The following is a 17909-nucleotide window of genomic DNA, read 5'->3' on the forward strand; positions in this document are numbered from 1 at the left end:
CTGACGTTCTTCACCAGAGATAGTTCGATATAGAAGAGAGGAATCTTTAGCGGTCACATCCACCAAAGTTTTTAAAAGTAAATTGTCCAGCTCCTGCATCACTCGCTTGGAAGAGCCGGGGTCTTTAGGTACATCTTTACCGTTTTGCCCGGCAAATAGATCAATTGAGCGGATGTCGAGGTACATTTGATTCATGACCAAATCGGCCACGACAGGACGCATCTGCACGACCGATTGAATCAAGTCAAACTCAACTTCAACACGCTCAACAGAGAAAGCTACATCTTCTGCGTTGGGAAGGCTAGCCTTAACACCTTGCAGAGCAATAGAGGGATGAGTGTTACGCCAAAAACCACCCACATCTTGAATAGAAAACTCAAAACCGGAATGTTGGTTTACCCAAAGCTCAATTTCAGATTGATACTTATTTAAATTGGGTAAGGCTACACGCAGTGTAGTGACAGCAATGGCTAGTGTTACTAAGAGAGTAACCACTAACCATAAACATGTACGAAGAATCAGAGTAACGCTTGAACTCACAAAATATCCATTACATCATAACAACATCAAACTGCTCTTGTATGTACAGAGGCTCAGCCTGGATTTTAACTTGCTTACCAATAAACACTTCAAGCTCAGCAAGCGCGTGAGATTCCTCGCCTTCTAACGCCTCGGCAACGGCAGCCGCCGCATAAACAACAAACTTATCGGCGTCATACGCGCGATTCACTCGTGTGATCTCTCGAAGAATTTCATAACAAACGGTTTCAACTGTCTTCACGCTACCGCGACCTTCACAAGCAGGGCAGCTAGAACACAGAATATGCTCAATACTTTCACGAGTACGTTTACGAGTCATCTCAACCAAACCAAGCTGTGTGAAGCCATTAATGTTGGTTTTCACACGGTCTTTGTCTAATGCAGCTTCTAAAGAAGTTAGTACTCGCTTACGGTGTTCTTCAGACAGCATATCAATAAAATCGATAATGATGATGCCGCCTAAGTTACGAAGGCGAAGTTGACGAGCAATAGCTTGTGTCGCTTCGACGTTAGTATTGAAAATCGTCTCTTCTAGATTACGACGACCAACAAAGGCACCAGTATTGATGTCGACGGTTGTCATCGCTTCTGTTTGGTCGATAATCAGATACCCACCAGACTTCAATTCGACTTTGCGATCCAATGAACGTTGAATTTCGTTCTCGGTATCGTACATATCAAAGATAGGCTTATCACCTTCATACAACTCAAGCTTGTCTGTTAGCTCAGGCACGTATTCAGAAGTAAACTCTTTTAGATTTTCATATTCTAGACGAGAATCGACCTGAATCTTGCTCAGCTCAGTACCGACAAAATCACGTAAGATACGTTGGCTTAAGCACAACTCACCATACAAGCGAGTACGAGCTTTGTGCTTACCACGACGTTCTAACACCTTTAGCCATAATCGCTTCAAGAATGCGGCATCTTGCGCCAACTCATTTGAATCTGCGCCTTCTGCTGCCGTGCGGATGATAAAGCCACCGTGCTCGTCACAGTAACGAGACACGACTTTTTTTAGGCGGTTGCGTTCTGACTCACTATCAATTCTCTGAGAAACACCAACGTGGCTTGCGCCCGGCATGAATACCAGATAACGAGATGGCAAAGTAATGTCTGTGGTTAGACGGGCACCTTTGGTACCAAGAGGATCTTTGACCACTTGAACGACAATATCTTGCCCTTGGCGAACAAGCTCTGAAATATCACGAACCTGAAATTGCTTCTTTTCATTCTCAGCAACACATTCAGTGTGGGGGACAATATCAGAGGCGTGCAAAAAAGCTGCTTTATCAAGGCCAATATCCACAAATGCCGCCTGCATTCCAGGCAAAACACGGCTTACACGTCCTTTGTAGATATTTCCTACGATCCCGCGTCGAGCATCTCGTTCGACATGGATCTCTTGAAGAGCTCCCCCTTCAATCATGGCCACACGAGTCTCACTCGGGGTCACGTTCAGCAACAATTCAGCACTCATGGTGCACCTCAGATTAGTAATTATAAGAATTCTTGCAGTAGCTGGTCCGTTTCAAATAAAGGTAAGCCGACAACGGCGTAATAACTACCTTCGATTCGGGTAACAAAGCGTCCGCCCAAACCTTGGATCCCATAGCTACCAGCTTTATCGCATGGCTCCCCTGTTTGCCAGTATTGTTCTATTTCTTTTTCACTGAGGGGTTTAAACCATACGTCGGTAATAATGATTTCTGTCTTTTGTTTTTCTTCCGATACAACAGAAACTGCCGTCATCACTTGGTGACGATCATTCGCTAACTGAGTAAGCATACGCTTAGAGTCAGCAAGGTCTATTGGCTTCTCGAGCACTTGCCCTTGGCTTACGACGACTGTGTCAGAGCCCAGAACCACTGTTTCAGAATCAAGAGAACTAGCAACTACAGTATCAGAACCAGAAGCAACATGCTGTTTTTCAGAAGGGTTACCTTTCAATAAAGACAACGCAGCTAAGGCTTTATCTAAAGATAGTCGCTTAACGTACTCTTCGGCGGTTTCTTGAGCGTGTTTACATTCTTCGACATCAGTTACAAGGACAGAAAACTCATAACCGAGTTGAGATAACAATTCTTTGCGGCGTGGAGAGCCGGATGCCAAAACTAAATGTTTCTTTTCCATCGTCACTCTACCTTACATGCCAATGGCGACGTACACGTCTCATTAATAAAAACATCCAAGGCCAAAGTATACAGTTTATCAATGCGCTCCATAGCGATAACGGATTGAAAACGACATCTTGGATCAAATATTCACCAAAGAATATCAGCACTTCAAACAACACTGTTAAGGCTGCAATGATTATCGCTTGCTGCCATAGCGCCATATTTCGAATCACGAGGAAGTTCATTGCAATAATGTACATTACTATTGCCATCATCATGCCTCTAATACCGAGAGTCGAACCGATCAAAAGGTCCCACAATAAGCCCAGTACTAGAGCACTACCAACGTTAACTCTGTAAGGTAACGCTAAAACCCAATAGCAGGTAACCAGTAATAACCAAGATGGCCTGAATAGGTCTAAACTACCCGGCCAAGGGATCGTTTGTAGAATAAGTGCTATCAAAAATGAGCAGCCAATTACGACTTTGCTTCTTAAAACGCTATTGACCATTTTCACCTTCTAACAATGCTTGTTCGATACTGGATTGTTCTGCTTGCATCTGTTTATTTTCATCAGGCCACACAAGCAACAAGTATCTGAGCTTATCAAACTCAACTACAGGTTCTGCTTTAATAACGGCGAACTCACGCTTCGGATCATAATCAACGGCAGTCACATAAGCGACTGGGTAACCCTCTGGATATACACCACCAAGTCCAGATGTCACCAGCAGATCTTCTTCTTGGATATCTGTACTGGTTGGAATGTGCTCTAACTGGATCTCATCAATCATGCCATTACCAGAAGCAATAACACGTATATCGTTACGAATAACCTGAACAGGAATTGCGTTATTTGCATCAGTCAGTAGCAAAACACGACTATTATGAGCAGCAACAAAAGTGACTTGACCAACAATGCCTTTTTCATTGATCACAGGCTGACCTTCGTACACTCCATCAATCTGACCTTTGTCGATCACGACTTGATGTCGGTATGGTGAAGTATCCACCGCCATAACCTCTGTGACGACCTTCTTCTCATCACGAATAAACGGAGAGCCTAATAGCTTGCGAAGGCGCTTGTTTTCTTCTTGATATTGCTCAAGCAGAATCAACTCGCTCTTCAGTCGCAAGACTTCTCGTTTAATATTATGGTTGGATTCAATGAGCCCTTTACGAGTACTAAAACGGTCGTATACGCCATCAAACATGGTGCGAGGCAAATTAGCGGCATACTGAATTGGCGCAACCATGCTGTTTAATAGATAGCGGACATTTGAGAATGCATCTAAACGACTATCAGCCAGCATAAGGCTGGCTGATAATGTTACAGCAAAAAACAGGCGCAATTGTAGAGAGGGACCTCTACCAAAAATTGGCTTCATTCTATATTTGGTCCTAGAGCGACATTTGATCCTATAGACAAGGTGTTAGGCTCTTTACATAAAACTAGATAAGAAAAGAGCCTAACACTAGATACTATTCTTCGCTGAAAAGATCACCGCCGTGCATGTCGATCATCTCTAGAGCTTTACCACCGCCTAGAGCAACACACGTTAATGGCTCTTCCGCCACAACAACAGGGATACCCGTTTCTTCAGTTAGCAGGCGATCAAGGTCTTTAAGCAGTGCACCACCACCTGTCAGTACCATACCGTTTTCTGAGATATCAGAGGCAAGCTCTGGTGGACACTGTTCAAGTGCAACCATTACTGCAGATACGATGCCAGATAAAGGTTCTTGAAGCGCTTCAAGGATTTCATTTGAGTTCAGGCTAAAGCTACGAGGAACACCTTCAGCAAGGTTACGACCACGTACTTCAATCTCATCGACTTCATCGCCTGGGTAAGCAGAACCGATTTCGTGTTTGATCTTTTCGGCTGTTGCTTCACCGATCAAGCTGCCGTAGTTACGACGAACGTAGTTGATGATAGCTTCATCAAAACGGTCACCACCGATACGTACAGAAGACGAGTAAACCACGCCGTTTAGTGAGATAACGGCAACTTCAGTCGTACCACCACCGATATCAACCACCATTGAACCTGTTGGCTCAGATACACGTAGGCCTGCACCAATCGCAGCAGCCATAGGCTCATCGATTAGGTAAACCTCACGAGCACCAGCACCCAGTGCTGATTCACGGATTGCACGGCGCTCAACTTGCGTTGAACCACAAGGAACACAAACCAATACGCGAGGGCTTGGTTTAAGAACACTGTTATCATGCACTTGCTTAATGAAGTGCTGAAGCATTTTTTCCGTTACGTAAAAGTCAGCAATTACGCCGTCTTTCATTGGACGGATTGCTGAGATATTACCAGGCGTACGGCCAAGCATTTGCTTAGCAGCGTGACCAACCGCAGCGACACTCTTTGCAGAACCCGCACGATCTTGGCGGATAGCTACAACTGAAGGCTCATCAAGAACAATGCCTTGGCCTTTTACATATATAAGGGTATTGGCAGTACCTAAATCAATCGATAGGTCGTTTGAAAACATGCCACGAAGCTTTTTAAACATATTCTTCGCTCATCCTGCAAGAATTAGAAGACAAAAATTGCACTAAATGTACCAATGCCTTGCTGTCACGGCAAGGCATTGAAGTATAAACATGGACTGAAACCCACAATTTCTTACAGATTCCTAACTTAACAGCCAAAAAATCATATTATTGCTGACCTATTAAGCCACTTTCACCTCGGTAGATCACACGATCGTTCCCGCGATGGATGCCAAAGGTGACTACTGTTGAGGGATCTTCTTCACCAGCAACTTCCACCCGGTTAGGATCTTGCCAGCGATAACGGAGCCAAGGAGCGGCATTTACACCGCTATTTAGCTCCAACCAAACCTGTGTTTGTTGCCTAACCTCTGGATCTATTGGCGCTTGAACAACCTGTATAGAGTTAGATATACCATTCACAACACCACCGCCCCCTAAAAGATTTACATCAGCGGCCGTAGCTCCCGTTTCAACCCAGATATCTCGGTTGTCACCTTCCGTATTTATACCGGCTAAATTCGTCGAGTTATCACCTTCATGAGTGGCAAAACTTGTTCCGGTCCAATGCTCTATGCGGAGCGGTATATTCATACCACCACCAGCAACTCCACCAACGCTATCTATTACAGCGCGACCAAATCGAATAGTAGGCTGAACCGTTAGTAATCGAGGAGTACCATTATAGTGATAGCTAATAGGATCGACGTTGTTCCCCACAGCATCAATTGAAATCGTCGAGGTTGCACTTACCGCGGTATTGAATGGTCCATCCTCATAGCCATCAACCGATGATGCTTTAGCCCAACACAACTCGCTAGCACAGTTAGTAGAAGGCGAATTCTCATGTAGCGTAAATGTGCCAATACTCTTATCCGAGGCGGAAGCCCACGACTTACTCGGAGTCCCAGAATGAAAACGACTGACAAAAACAGGGTTAGCCTCATACAAAGCAAAGTTAGCGGTAATTGTTGGATTAAAATATCCATAGTTCTTCACCGCAGTGAGTTGTAGACTCAGTGCTTCCACATCAAATGTAACGCCGTCAAAAGGCTGATTCATGTATGCATATGATTGATTCCCCGGGTAATCCCACACCGCATTGTTCACCACTTGAAAATATTTAGGATAAAAACGACCAGCGGTTGTTTTATAACCTGGCACCGTCATCCCATTCAGGTAGTCCGGTTTGTCTGCCCATAGTTTAATGCTACCTACTTCAGACCAAGCTAAGCTCTTATACGCGTAGCCATTCAACCACATATCAGCAGGGATAGGTTGCGGTGACAATTCATCACCACTGTTTTTATTACCAACGCTTAATACGCCATTATGGCCATTACTCGGGCTTTCAAGAGCATAATTGACATACACAACTTCATCATCAAAGCCAGATACTGAAAGAGCCCTACATAAATCCCCCGAAAATGAACTGTCAATGAGACCGTCATTATTACGATCAGCACTAGGCTCCCAAGCAATCGCACTAACGGCTAAATAAGCGGTTTCACCTGCAGCGATAAATGAAGCTCCTCCTGTTGAGCTACCGGAAGGGAATGGGGCATTTGGTACACCGGAGTTATCTTGGCAACTCACCAAAGCAAATGGCCTAACATACACATCAATAGAACTCTGTAAGCCTTTCCAATTGGGTATAGATTGATTCGAGGGCTGCCAGTCAGCATCTGCCAAATGAAGTTTTATATGACCAGCCGACCAGTATTGAGAAGTCAGTTTTGCAACACCATTTTTAAAGGCAATATTGTTCACTTTGGTTCCATTTAAAGGTGAACTACCGACCTTGATGCTATACGAATTGAGAAATAGCTCATTATTCCAACCACTATTGCCTTGAGTTATCTGCTCATAGGAAGCATAAAGCGATTTAGCTCCATCATAATCCGATATTTTCTGACACGCCCTTGGGTTAGCCGCTCCTGATGCCACTGCGGTAACTTCGGTCTCAAATGTTCGGAAAGCAACCTGCCCCTTACCTCCATCAACCCTTTGTTTATCTTCAATTTTAAATCCATAAGGTACAAATTGATAAGGTCCACCTGTTGCACTTATGTTACTTTGCCCTCGAATCGAAGCAGAAATTGAAACCGGAGATAGACCAATACTTGACAGGGATTTGGTGTAAGTAGCCATCTGCCCTGCGACGAAATCATGAGTCAATGACGTAGAGCAGGAGTTATCAGAATTTAACCAACACGCATCACCCGAGCTGTTATTTGGAATAGTAACATCAAGCGTCCCAGTGTAATTATTGACAGGTTGCTTGGTTATTTTATCGACCAACTTAAAGTTTATAGGAATACCGGTACAAGCTAACCCAGAGCTAGAGCCTGGAGTAATAACCAACTCTGGCTCAGAAAAACATTGGCTTTCCCCGGTAATCTGAGATGCTCCACTCATATGAAGGTCACGAACGGTAACCGCACCGTACACATGTGATCCATTAGATAACCGAACCTCCCCCTCGCTGTAAATCAATGCTTTGATTTGTGATTGACTGGATAAATCCATTTCACAACCATATGCAGGGCACGTTTGTCCAGATGAACCTTTAGTAGGGTCATACCCAACTATTACAAGGTTATCTGCATTACCTGAATTATTAATCCTTGAATTATTCGATAAATTTAAGTATCGAGTATGAATAATCACCTTCCCTTGAATATTCAAGGAAGAGTGGGTATTGATATTCAAAGAATTAAAATAGTAGTCGCCAGCAGTCAGTGTCACGGTTGACTGACCAATTGATAAGCTCTTTTGAGATAAAGGTGTTAACGTTTTTGTTGTATTCCAGATATCACTACCTGAATTTGTTATCAGGAAATCATCCAGTTTAGATTGTACAATTTGCTTTGTGGGATCGTTAGTACACGATATCCCATCACATTTCACTGCATTCCCAAATTGAGCACTTCCAAACCCGACCTTTCTTTGGCCAGCCTCCAATAACGCATTGGTAATTTTAGATTGGTTCCACATCTCAATACTGCTACCTGACGAGTTTCTCCAACCTTGAACTGCAGAAGGAAAAGCCGAACAGTAGTTTTTCGTAAACTTAGGGAGCTTATTGACTTGAAAAGCAAAGTACCCGATCTTTTCGTCAGTATGAGACCTCCATCCTTTTGAACCACTCAGAGACAGATCTTCATCAACAACAAGTCCTACTTGATAGTCATTATCGTCACTGCCGTTATGCTTCACGCTACAAAGTCTCAACCAACCACCTTGGCCTCCTTTACGGGTGACTTTACTTGCGACAATTCCAGGTAGGGACTGATATTCGTTTTCAAGATCATGCATATCATTACAAGATTTAAGGATAGGTTTTGAGGATCCGCTGTCATCATCAAGAGAAATGCGGCCAAACTCATAATTAATTCCGTTTGACGTGCCATCATGTTCATCTGAAATTAAAAACGCTATTTTTTCTGGCTGAGAAGGCGGGTTATTTGTATCCACACGAGTCAGCTCTAAATAGAATTTGGCACTCGTTTGATTTACGTCATCAATGCCGGCAGTTAACCATCGGTTCGTCGAGCTATTAATCTGAGCAAATACAACGGGATCATCATCCCCTATTCGATGTGAGCTAAACCTTGAATAAGGGACTGACTCCCACTTAGGATCGCTTTTTTTTCCATGCGCTTGATACGCTTTGGTATCGAGGTAACCTGCAATTGCCTTATGTCCATCACTGAATGTTATAGTGCCGGGTTCAACCACAAGGTAACTAATCGAAGACATTGGTTTTGAAGCAAGATTGTAATTCCAGTGTTGAGGAGCAACTTCTTGGTGGAATGTCGCTTGCGTTGAACTGATGTTTTTTATAGAAAGTGTTGCAGGCGCATCACTATCAGGATTAACAGGATCAATCGTTGGCATAAGAAATACCAATGGAGTCGTTCTATAGGTTTTATTGAAGGTGATCGTGCAATCGCTAGCTTTACAGTTGGCTGAGTCCAAACGACCGAACTCAAAGCGAGCATCATCAAATTTTGTTACGGGTGGAGGAGGTAATGCTCCACAGCTACCACTACTAATACAATATTTATCGCTATCGTAAAATTGTGTTCCTTTTAAGTTCAATCTCAAATATGGGTAAAATTTATCAACACCTGTTTTTTGAGACAAATTGATCGCAAAAGGAGAACCTTTTACTACTCCATCAACAGAGTAGGTAATTATGCCTTTAATATGCCTAGCATTATAATTTGAAGTTCGTGTAAATTTAACTTGGAAAGTTCTTTGTTTTCTTTCTGATACATAGTCTCTTTCATAAACATTAGAGCTATAACCTTGATAAACAGTATCATCGGTCCAAATTGGGAAATAGTAAGTTCCTTCCAAACGAGCACGATTTTTTCCATCAGAATCAATTTGAAAAGTGAAACAAAAACCATTTCGAGCATCTACCCATGCCCCTTTAGATAAACACTGATTAGCCAATGCATTAGTTTGAAACAACACACTAAAAAGAATAAAAAATACGAGGCTAACTCTACTAAGTAGGCGCATTTATATTACTCCCCTCACCCACACATCTTGACTACGTTGCATTAAATTCACACCCGTTCCGCACATTGCGACCGCTCTTACTGTGTATAACTGAGAACTATCGACAAGTTGACCACCTGTTGGTGAGCACGTTATTTGAACATCTGCACATGTAATTGTCGTTGCGAAGTTCATTGCTGTTCCATTCAAGTTTGCACACTCTGCAGCCACATCAAATAAAACCGTTGTGTTGGCTCTAGGTGGATATATCTGCATTAAGGCTCGCTCTATTGCCGAATGAGCTAAAAGATGGGCTTGAGTACCAATCACATCTTTTGTATGTGCGTCATGATTGGACCACTCTATGCGATTTAAGGTTGTCGCCAGAAAACCCATCACCACCAAGACAAAGATGACGACAATATACAGGCTTCCGACTTGTCTTTTTTTAAGGAACATTGTTCACCTGTATGTCTTGCTGGAAATTGGTCAGTTCATCCCCGACTTGGTTTCTAAATTCAAACTCAAGATGGACGATACCATTACGCTGAACATTTGCGGGTTGATAGTCTAAATCCCCAGTCACTCCCGTATCCGAAATTGGGATTAGCGCGCCATTACCTTCACTTCTCCATACTCGGCCATTCACAATGCAATAGGTGACGCGGCCATTAGGATTGTAAATATAATGTCGATTTGAAACCGAATTACCCACAAGGTTTACAGACTCATTAGCAAGCAAGAAAGTATTATTGGTTGCAGTTACAGTAGCTAAGGGGAAAATATTATTGGTCGGCGCCGCTTCTGTAGGATTTATCACTAAAGATAACGGGACTAGAACAGCGGCCGTCAGTGCATTATCAGCCGTGACAAATTGAATATCATCGCCCGACATCGCATAAATACCAGAGGTAACGATAGGGAAAAATGAAACACAGCGAGATCCAGGGACAACAGCATTCTGATTGAACATATTAGGTACAGCATGACGCACTTCACGAGTGATTTTTTCTAAGACAAACTTTGCTTGAGTTTGTAAACGCTGCCTATCTACGGTGTCCGCATAGCCACGCGCACCTAACTCAACAAACCCAGCAATGCCTACAACTAAAATGCTACCAACAATCATGGTGATAATCATTTCAATAAGAGTGAAACCTTGCCTTCTCATTAGTAATTCCCTCGATAGGCATCCAGCACGATAGGAGGATAATTTGAGGCCGAGATCGTTAGGTTGATTCTTTTTAGTTGATCGACAGTTTGGTACGTCACATCAATATCTAGGCGGTAGTTGTTGTAGGTTGTTGCGCCATCTTCGCCAATAAGTTCGTTTAAATCTCGACAGAGGTTTGCGACATCAGCATCGGGTTCCCAACATCCATCATAGTCATCGACATCATTGTATAGGGCAATATCAGTCTCTTCAGGGCCCAATCTCGCTTCAGCTGTGCAATTAACACCGACAGCAGCCCCCTCACCACATCTAAGTTCCCCGCCACCAAAGTCACTATTTTCATCGAACCCTCGAGCAAGAATTATCGACATCACACTTTGCCCTAGCGCGGCTGAACGAGTCTGATAATGAGGATCACCAGATCGACTAACCTGAGGCGCTAAAAAGTTTATGATGGTCATCATCGCGAGCCCCATAACCACAATCACAATCACACTTTCAATTAATGTAAAACCACGTTCTTTTACAGGTGATTTATGAATACTATTCATGAGCACACCCCATTTTCGACATAACCTTGCGCGTTAATTTCCACACGGCAGGTATTCACATTTGAAGTAATCGTAATCACCACACCAGCTGCAACGTTAACGACAACGCCTGCAGGTGTTTCACCTGTTGTAGGGTTACCTAATAAATCAAAGTTAACTAGAGATAGAGGAATAGCGGGAGTGGTATCAGATGCAGCCGTTAAGTTAACTCCGTTGAGCATAACCCAATCACTCCGCGCTTGGCTTCGCGCGGTACAGCTCACTTCCGAGCCGATACAATTTCCAACGATAGCGAGAATAAAATTGCTCTCTCCAACGACGGCCCCAAGGTCCACATTGGACTGCATACGATTCACTTGAACTTGGCGGACAACAGAAGTTACTTGCTCTTGAGCAGCAAAGGCAGAAAAACTATCCCTTCCGGAAAAACGGCTAGCAGCGTAGGCAGAGACAATCGCGATCAACAAGATCACAATGATTAGCTCGACTAAAGTAAAACCTTGTTGCTGAAACCCGATGCTTCTGTATGTTCTATTGAATTGATTCACCGAAATCCAATCCGCTAAATATTTGATAGTTTGAAGATTAAGTGTAACTCAGGGAAAGGAAGTTGTCTTTGTTGCTTACGTGAATTTCAGACAGAAAAAAGGCCAGCAATGCTGGCCTTGATATTCCATGACAATACTATTAACAGCCATTCGCACCAGTAGTGACAACATCAACAAATGCAGGTGTTGTAGCATTGGCAGCTTCAACATAAATGACAAAACAGCCATTGTTATTAGCAGGTGTAGTTGCATCGTATACAAAACCATTGCTTGGTTGCAGTGGGTTTGTTCCCGCAAATGAGTATGCAACAGAAGTGGGAGTAACACCTGTTGAACTCACAGCTACAGCAACCCAGTCGGTACCAGTTAAACCAGTGACAGCAGCTTCAATACCAGCAGTATTAGCTGTAGGGAAGCCAAAGTGAGTAGTAACGCCATTAGATAGTGGTGGTGTATTAGCTTCACCGTCAGCTTGTGTTTTCCCTAAAGCTTCTTCTCCAGCAACTGCCGAACCGCCATACACAATACCTGTCGCGCCAGCCATTGCGCCACGCAGGCCTTGCAGTGACGACGTACGAGCATCACCTTGTAAATTTAAAAAACGAGGTGCTGCAGTAACTGCAAGAATACCTAGAATAACAATTACCACCACTAGTTCTATTAGGGTGAAACCGCTTTGTTTTTTCATAGTCTTTTCTCTCTATGTATATTTAAACGCAGGTTTACTGCAGTGTTACGGTCACACGACCAGTTCTAATCTCGTAAACGAATTGATGCTGAGTACCGCCTTCCAATTGAACGTAAGTGCAGTAGTCATTGCTATTATCCGCTTGCGCTGAATATTTGTAATTCGAACCATTAGCCACATTGGTTAATGTTCCAACTTTAGGAGGATTCTGAAGTAGATTTTCCATTAAATCGACACACGAAGCATCAGTCACATCATTAGACGGAGCTGAAGCTGAATTTGTGTTTATAGACCATGGGTAGCCGTCTCTAAAATTAGTGCTTCCATTGCTACTTGTTGATCTGGTTAGCCAAAAATCAACACCATCGTAATTTACAGTATTGTATATTTCAACACCAATTCTTTCTGATGGACGAGCTTCTGCTTCCCATTGCGCTCTTGCTGAAAGTACGCCTGTCGCAAAACCACCCGCGACACCTTCAATACTGGCTTTCTTGGCTTCGTCTGTCACATCCAAGAAACGGGGTAAAGCTGCAACAGCTAATAAACCCACAACAACAATCACTATGACTAACTCGACTAGGGAGAAACCCTTTTGATTTTTAAGCACTTTCTACCTACTCATCTAATTGCTAATGCGCATTATACATTTGACCATGCATAAAACCATAAAAACAGCGCCAATACGTTCACAAGGCCAATATATTGACTTTGACACTAAATCTTTCTTTTTTGAGTAATATATCTATCTGATACTTATCACTATAATGATAACGGCAATGAAAATGAATGTTATCACTTTTGTCTTCAATGTTTGGAGAGCTGAGACCTAAAATACGCCCCTTAGGATATAATTGCTCCAACCAATAACCGCAATTTCGAGCCGAGTCTTGAATTGGCATAACCCACCCCGTTCTGCTGTAAGTCTTTGGCGGTTTCGCATCATTCTTTTGCTCCACACCAGATAACAAATACTGCTGTTTGAACAAATTCGCTTGCTCAAGAATTCGCTTGCTCGCAACGATTAATGCCGTGTTCGTTGCTTCTTCTTCTACTGTTTTCCATACAGAAAGCAATCCCATAACGAGAAAAAGAATAACCGCAACCCAAATAACAAAACGTGAGCGCTGTAGGTTATTCAGCATCCCCTAACCTTTGATTGCATCCAGCATTCCCCACATTGGCAAGAAAATACCCAGAGCTAAAACCAGCACCATTCCCGCAACGATCGTCAACAGAATAGGTTCAATTCTAGCGGTTAACGTTTTTAGATCGTAATCAACCTCTCGGTCGTAAAAATCCGCAACTTCAAGCAGCAACTCATCAATACGACCCGTTTCTTCACCCACAGAAATCATTTGTATCACGAGTGGTGTGAAAATCTCGCTGTTAATCGCGGTAGAAGAAACGGTACTTCCCGCTTCTATTGCCGATTTCATACCTTGAACACGAAGTTCTAAAAAACGATTGTCCAAAGCTTCAGCCGATAGCGATAACGATTGGTTAAGCGGTACACCTGCTTTTAGCATCAAAGCAAAAGTACGTGAGAAGCGCGACAATAGAGCTCGATTGACCACCCCACCAATCACTGGCATTTTTAAGCGCAGCCGATCCCACTTTTCCCACCCTTTATCTGTCTTAACCCATGCTTTAAAAGCAAAAACAAGACCAAAGATTAATCCAAGCATTAACCCCCAGTAATTAACAAAGAACTCAGACATCCCCATTAAAATACGAGTTGGAAGTGGTAAGTCGACCCCAAAACGCGCGAACATACTCGAAAACTGAGGAATCACGAATATATTCAAGACAAACATAGCGATTGTAATAAAAGTAATCACGAACGTTGGGTAACGCATTGCCGTTTTGATTCGCTTTCGAGTTTCAACCTCTTGTTCGTAGTATCCAGCCAGTTGTAACAATGCCTGATCTAAACGACCTGTATTCTCACCAACACTGATCATCGATACAAACAATGAACTAAATACCTTAGGGTGCATTTGCATCGATGCCGCTAATCCACGACCATTTGTAAGTTCAGCGACCACTTCTTCAAGTGCTACTTTCAGTTGCTTATTTTCACAATGTTGAGTTAACCCTTTCATCGATCTTAATAGCGGAACACCCGCCTTAGTTAAACTATACAACTGTCGGCAAAACAGAACCAACACCTCTAAAGGCACATTCGGGGAGAACAGACTGGATACATCCATATCCAGGATTGAACCGCCACTTTTTCCAAGTTTAATCGAAGTTGGAATGATCCCTTTACTCATCAAACTGTCAGCAGCAAGATCTTCGGTATTTGCATCCAACTGGCCTGTCACTTGACTGCCATCAGAACTGCGACCTACATAACGATAAGTTGGCATATCACTCTACCCCTACAGATAAATTGGATCAGTGGCACCAGAAGCATCGCCTTCGCCAAGGTTCATTACCTCATCAAAGCTCACAACCCCCTGTATGGCCAATTCCATCGCAGAAGCTAACAGCGGTTTGTAATTTTCAGACTGCCTTGCCGTTTGAGCAAAACCAACGGCATCATTGGCTCTAAGCGCATCCATCATAGGCTGATCGAGCTCCAACATTTCAAACACACCAATACGACCACTGTAGCCTGTCAAATTACAATTTTGACAACCACGCCCTTTCATAAATGGCGTACCTCGCTGGTTTGGGAAACGAACACTCAACCATTGCTTACGCGCTTCATCCAGCTCATCATCAACCTTGCAATCAGTACATACCTTACGAACTAACCGCTGTGCGACCACGGCTCGAACAGCACTTGCTACCAGATAACCCGGAGCCCCCATGTCCATCATACGCAGTGCACTGTCTACTGCATCGTTGGTATGCAGAGTACTTAACACTAAGTGACCAGTAAGTGCCGCTCTCAAACCAATTTCAACGGTTTCGTGATCTCGCATCTCACCAATAAGAATGATATCCGGATCCTGACGTAGGAAGGTTCTCAAAATCGTTGAGAAATTGAGGTTAATCTTAGGGTTTACCTGAACCTGATTCACACGAGGAAGACGGTATTCTACAGGGTCTTCAGCGGTAATGATCTTTTTACCCGGTTCGTTTAATTCACTTAACGCACCGTATAGAGTCGTTGTTTTACCTGAGCCCGTAGGCCCGGTTACGAGAATCATGCCATGTGGGCGGCGTAATTGATGACGAAGACGAACGAGCAAATCACTCGGAATGCCTGACAACTCCAATTTACGTAGGCCAGCCGATTGATTAAGCAAACGCATAACCACTGACTCACCGTGCTGTACTGGCATAGTCGACATACGAATATCGACCGATTGACCTTTAACGCGAATATTAAAGCGACCATCTTGAGGCAGTCGTTTCTCTGAAATGTCGAGGTTAGCCATCAGCTTCAAACGCAAAACCAGTGCAGAAGCAATATTCACTTCATTCAACAACGTTTCATGCAGGACACCATCAATACGCTGACGTAAACGTAATACGTTTGAATCTGGTTCAATATGAATATCAGACGCACCAACTTGAATAGCATCTTCAAACAGCGAGTTTACTAGCTTAACGACCGTAACTTCGTCGCTGTCTTCTTCAGCGATATCAAAGTCAAAGGCTTCATTAACTTTATGCTCAGCATGAAGCTGCTCAGCAAATGAGGCAATCTCTTTGGTTCTTCGGTAATAACGGTCGAAACCATCAACCAATTGTCTCTCTTGTGCGACGACAAATTCGAGTGCGTAGTCGCCTAGTTGGCTAAGCAATGATTCTTGGGCAAACAGATCGGCAGGATCACTCATTGCAACACGCAATGTGTCACCTTGACGCCCAATGACCAAAGCACGAAGACGGCGAGCATGAACCTCAGGTAAAAGCTGCACAGCTTCGACGTCAACATTAGCTCGGCTAATATCAATAAGAGGAATAGCAAGCTGTTGCGACAAGAAACTGAGCATTTGCTGCTCTGATAAAAAGCCAAGCTCGATCAGTGCATCACCAAGCTTACGGCCTGTCCTTTTTTGAGCAGCCAGAGCTTGTTCAACTTGATCTTCAGTAATGATGCCCTCTTCTACGAGCAAATCACCGAGCCTTTTTCTTAATCTAATTTGCATCGCTACTCTCCTCTAAAGCATTGATTATTTTTAAACGATCACGTACAAAGCCTTGCGACTGAGATGAGATCCCAACTCTAACCAATGCTCCTTGGTATGATTGCTTTGCAGCTATGAAATCAAGCTGACGTTCTTGCTGAATCGCTAAACCTAACCACCAGCGAGCATTATCTGAATCGACCTCAGTCAATTTTTGGTAGCTCTCTAGTGCAATATCTTCTTGCTGAGACTTTTGACTTAATGCAGCACGCATTGCTAAGTAGTCTTGAGTTGGACTAGGCGGTAAGTGTATTAATGGGCTCAAAGCAGCTTCCGCTTGATTGGCTTTCACAAGTAGCTTCGATAAACCTAGGCGCAGTTTTTCACTGTTGATATTGAGTTTGATACCCGACTGAAATAACTCATACGCTTTGCGAGTATCACCTTTACCAAAATAGAGAATTGCTAGTTTCTGACGGACATCTTCATTTCTTGGATCATAACGGAGCGCTTCGTTATAACCTTTCAACGCTCCAGAAAGGTCGTTGGCATCAAGAGCCTTCTGAGCTCGGCCTTGAGCATTAATAGAAAGTTGTTCAGGCGTTAGTTCCACCTGCTCAATCAACATTCCATTGCTTTCTGAATCGCCAGACGTTTCAGGTTGATTAGATACTGGTGTGGGATCTTTTTTAGCCACGCTAGCAACAAGCATTGGCTTTGCTGCTTTTGCTTTAGGTGCGCTTTGAGATTTAGGTGTGGCTTGAGATTCAGGGTTTACTTTAGGCTTTGTAACTGACTGAGTTGATGCAATGACTGAATCCGATTTAGCTTGAGCACTTTTTAGTATCGTCGTGTTGTGAGCCGAAAGGTTCGCTGAATCTAGCGTCACTAACTTCTTAGTCGGCGAGGATACAGGTTGAGTAATGGCCGTTTCAGGACTACCCTCTGAATTGCCTTCTGAAGTATCAATAACGGAAACTTGTATATCTCGAGTTGATATTGAGTTATCGACAGCTGGGCCTTGTGATATAGCCCAGCCCCCCATGGCCAAGCTAAGGGTAAAACCTGCGACCACCCAAACCAATGGAGAGCGTGTTTTTACTTTAGGTACCACCGCAGCTTCAATCGATGCTGTTGACTCTTTTTTTGCCAATTCAGACAAGGCGTTATTAATGACGCTCATA

At 43.4% G+C, this 17909-nt stretch carries 16 protein-coding genes and 1 pseudogene; all 17 read right to left on the reverse strand.

Annotated features, from left to right (window positions below; translation table 11 throughout):
- Positions 1-540: pseudogene (locus AB4589_RS09370) on the reverse strand (hypothetical protein); the annotation flags it as partial.
- Positions 541-550: 10 nt separating this feature from the next.
- Entirely contained in the window at positions 551-2020 is a 1470-nt protein-coding gene (rng, locus tag AB4589_RS09375) for a ribonuclease G (RefSeq protein ID WP_009847846.1), read from the reverse strand.
- Positions 2021-2040: 20 nt separating this feature from the next.
- Positions 2041-2673 (reverse strand): nucleoside triphosphate pyrophosphatase, encoded by a 633-nt coding sequence (locus tag AB4589_RS09380; protein ID WP_017098896.1) that lies wholly within the window; start codon positions 2671-2673, stop codon positions 2041-2043.
- A gap of 7 nt (positions 2674-2680) precedes the next feature.
- Entirely contained in the window at positions 2681-3169 is a 489-nt protein-coding gene (gene mreD / locus AB4589_RS09385; RefSeq protein WP_372100240.1) for a rod shape-determining protein MreD, read from the reverse strand.
- Complete coding sequence (gene mreC / locus AB4589_RS09390) at positions 3159-4046, reverse strand: rod shape-determining protein MreC (RefSeq protein WP_012603147.1); 888 nt, start codon at positions 4044-4046, stop codon at positions 3159-3161. Before mreC ends, mreD begins: the two co-directional genes overlap by 11 nt.
- Positions 4047-4140: 94 nt before the next feature.
- Positions 4141-5184, reverse strand: coding sequence for a rod shape-determining protein (locus AB4589_RS09395; RefSeq protein WP_009847850.1), 1044 nt, complete (start codon positions 5182-5184; stop codon positions 4141-4143).
- Between the two features lie 148 nt (positions 5185-5332).
- Complete coding sequence (locus AB4589_RS09400) at positions 5333-9697, reverse strand: DUF6701 domain-containing protein (protein WP_241810836.1); 4365 nt, start codon at positions 9695-9697, stop codon at positions 5333-5335.
- Complete coding sequence (locus AB4589_RS09405) at positions 9698-10135, reverse strand: MSHA biogenesis protein MshP (protein WP_372100243.1); 438 nt, start codon at positions 10133-10135, stop codon at positions 9698-9700.
- Positions 10125-10847 (reverse strand): PilW family protein, encoded by a 723-nt coding sequence (locus AB4589_RS09410; RefSeq protein WP_372100245.1) that lies wholly within the window; start codon positions 10845-10847, stop codon positions 10125-10127. The genes AB4589_RS09405 and AB4589_RS09410 overlap by 11 nt, the downstream gene beginning before the upstream one ends.
- Positions 10847-11407: a prepilin-type N-terminal cleavage/methylation domain-containing protein gene (locus tag AB4589_RS09415; protein ID WP_372064134.1), complete on the reverse strand. Its 561-nt coding sequence runs from the start codon at positions 11405-11407 to the stop codon at positions 10847-10849. The genes AB4589_RS09410 and AB4589_RS09415 overlap by 1 nt, the downstream gene beginning before the upstream one ends.
- Complete coding sequence (locus AB4589_RS09420; RefSeq protein ID WP_017102918.1) at positions 11398-11949, reverse strand: prepilin-type N-terminal cleavage/methylation domain-containing protein; 552 nt, start codon at positions 11947-11949, stop codon at positions 11398-11400. The genes AB4589_RS09415 and AB4589_RS09420 overlap by 10 nt, the downstream gene beginning before the upstream one ends.
- Positions 11950-12088: 139 nt before the next feature.
- Positions 12089-12637, reverse strand: a complete 549-nt coding sequence (locus tag AB4589_RS09425; RefSeq protein WP_372100248.1) for a type II secretion system protein — start codon at positions 12635-12637, stop codon at positions 12089-12091.
- 34 nt (positions 12638-12671) lie between these two features.
- Positions 12672-13247: a prepilin-type N-terminal cleavage/methylation domain-containing protein gene (locus AB4589_RS09430; protein WP_017102916.1), complete on the reverse strand. Its 576-nt coding sequence runs from the start codon at positions 13245-13247 to the stop codon at positions 12672-12674.
- 79 nt (positions 13248-13326) lie between these two features.
- Complete coding sequence (locus AB4589_RS09435; protein ID WP_017101377.1) at positions 13327-13782, reverse strand: hypothetical protein; 456 nt, start codon at positions 13780-13782, stop codon at positions 13327-13329.
- A 3-nt stretch (positions 13783-13785) separates the two neighbouring features.
- Positions 13786-15009, reverse strand: a complete 1224-nt coding sequence (locus AB4589_RS09440) for a type II secretion system F family protein (protein WP_017102915.1) — start codon at positions 15007-15009, stop codon at positions 13786-13788.
- A gap of 12 nt (positions 15010-15021) precedes the next feature.
- Entirely contained in the window at positions 15022-16746 is a 1725-nt protein-coding gene (locus AB4589_RS09445) for a GspE/PulE family protein (protein WP_017098885.1), read from the reverse strand.
- Complete coding sequence (locus AB4589_RS09450; RefSeq protein WP_372100250.1) at positions 16736-17908, reverse strand: tetratricopeptide repeat protein; 1173 nt, start codon at positions 17906-17908, stop codon at positions 16736-16738. The genes AB4589_RS09445 and AB4589_RS09450 overlap by 11 nt, the downstream gene beginning before the upstream one ends.
- Between the last annotated feature and the right edge of the window lies 1 nt (position 17909).

The sequence above is a fragment of the Vibrio sp. 10N.222.49.A3 genome, from assembly GCF_041475145.1.
Classification (GTDB): Bacteria; Pseudomonadota; Gammaproteobacteria; order Enterobacterales; family Vibrionaceae; genus Vibrio; species Vibrio tasmaniensis_A.

Excerpts from the sequence above, each read along its gene's own strand:
- AB4589_RS09435 (WP_017101377.1), bottom strand. The coding sequence starts at position 13,782 with ATGCTGAATAACCTACAGCGCTCACGTTTTGTTATTTGGGTTGCGGTT.
- AB4589_RS09395 (WP_009847850.1), bottom strand. The coding sequence starts at position 5,184 with ATGTTTAAAAAGCTTCGTGGCATGTTTTCAAACGACCTATCGATTGAT.
- AB4589_RS09445 (WP_017098885.1), bottom strand. The coding sequence starts at position 16,746 with ATGCAAATTAGATTAAGAAAAAGGCTCGGTGATTTGCTCGTAGAAGAG.
- rng (WP_009847846.1), bottom strand. The coding sequence starts at position 2,020 with ATGAGTGCTGAATTGTTGCTGAACGTGACCCCGAGTGAGACTCGTGTG.
- AB4589_RS09380 (WP_017098896.1), bottom strand. The coding sequence starts at position 2,673 with ATGGAAAAGAAACATTTAGTTTTGGCATCCGGCTCTCCACGCCGCAAA.
- AB4589_RS09440 (WP_017102915.1), bottom strand. The coding sequence starts at position 15,009 with ATGCCAACTTATCGTTATGTAGGTCGCAGTTCTGATGGCAGTCAAGTG.
- AB4589_RS09400 (WP_241810836.1), bottom strand. The coding sequence starts at position 9,697 with ATGCGCCTACTTAGTAGAGTTAGCCTCGTATTTTTTATTCTTTTTAGT.
- AB4589_RS09410 (WP_372100245.1), bottom strand. The coding sequence starts at position 10,847 with ATGAGAAGGCAAGGTTTCACTCTTATTGAAATGATTATCACCATGATT.
- mreD (WP_372100240.1), bottom strand. The coding sequence starts at position 3,169 with ATGGTCAATAGCGTTTTAAGAAGCAAAGTCGTAATTGGCTGCTCATTT.
- AB4589_RS09425 (WP_372100248.1), bottom strand. The coding sequence starts at position 12,637 with ATGAAAAAACAAAGCGGTTTCACCCTAATAGAACTAGTGGTGGTAATT.
- AB4589_RS09450 (WP_372100250.1), bottom strand. The coding sequence starts at position 17,908 with ATGAGCGTCATTAATAACGCCTTGTCTGAATTGGCAAAAAAAGAGTCA.
- mreC (WP_012603147.1), bottom strand. The coding sequence starts at position 4,046 with ATGAAGCCAATTTTTGGTAGAGGTCCCTCTCTACAATTGCGCCTGTTT.
- AB4589_RS09405 (WP_372100243.1), bottom strand. The coding sequence starts at position 10,135 with ATGTTCCTTAAAAAAAGACAAGTCGGAAGCCTGTATATTGTCGTCATC.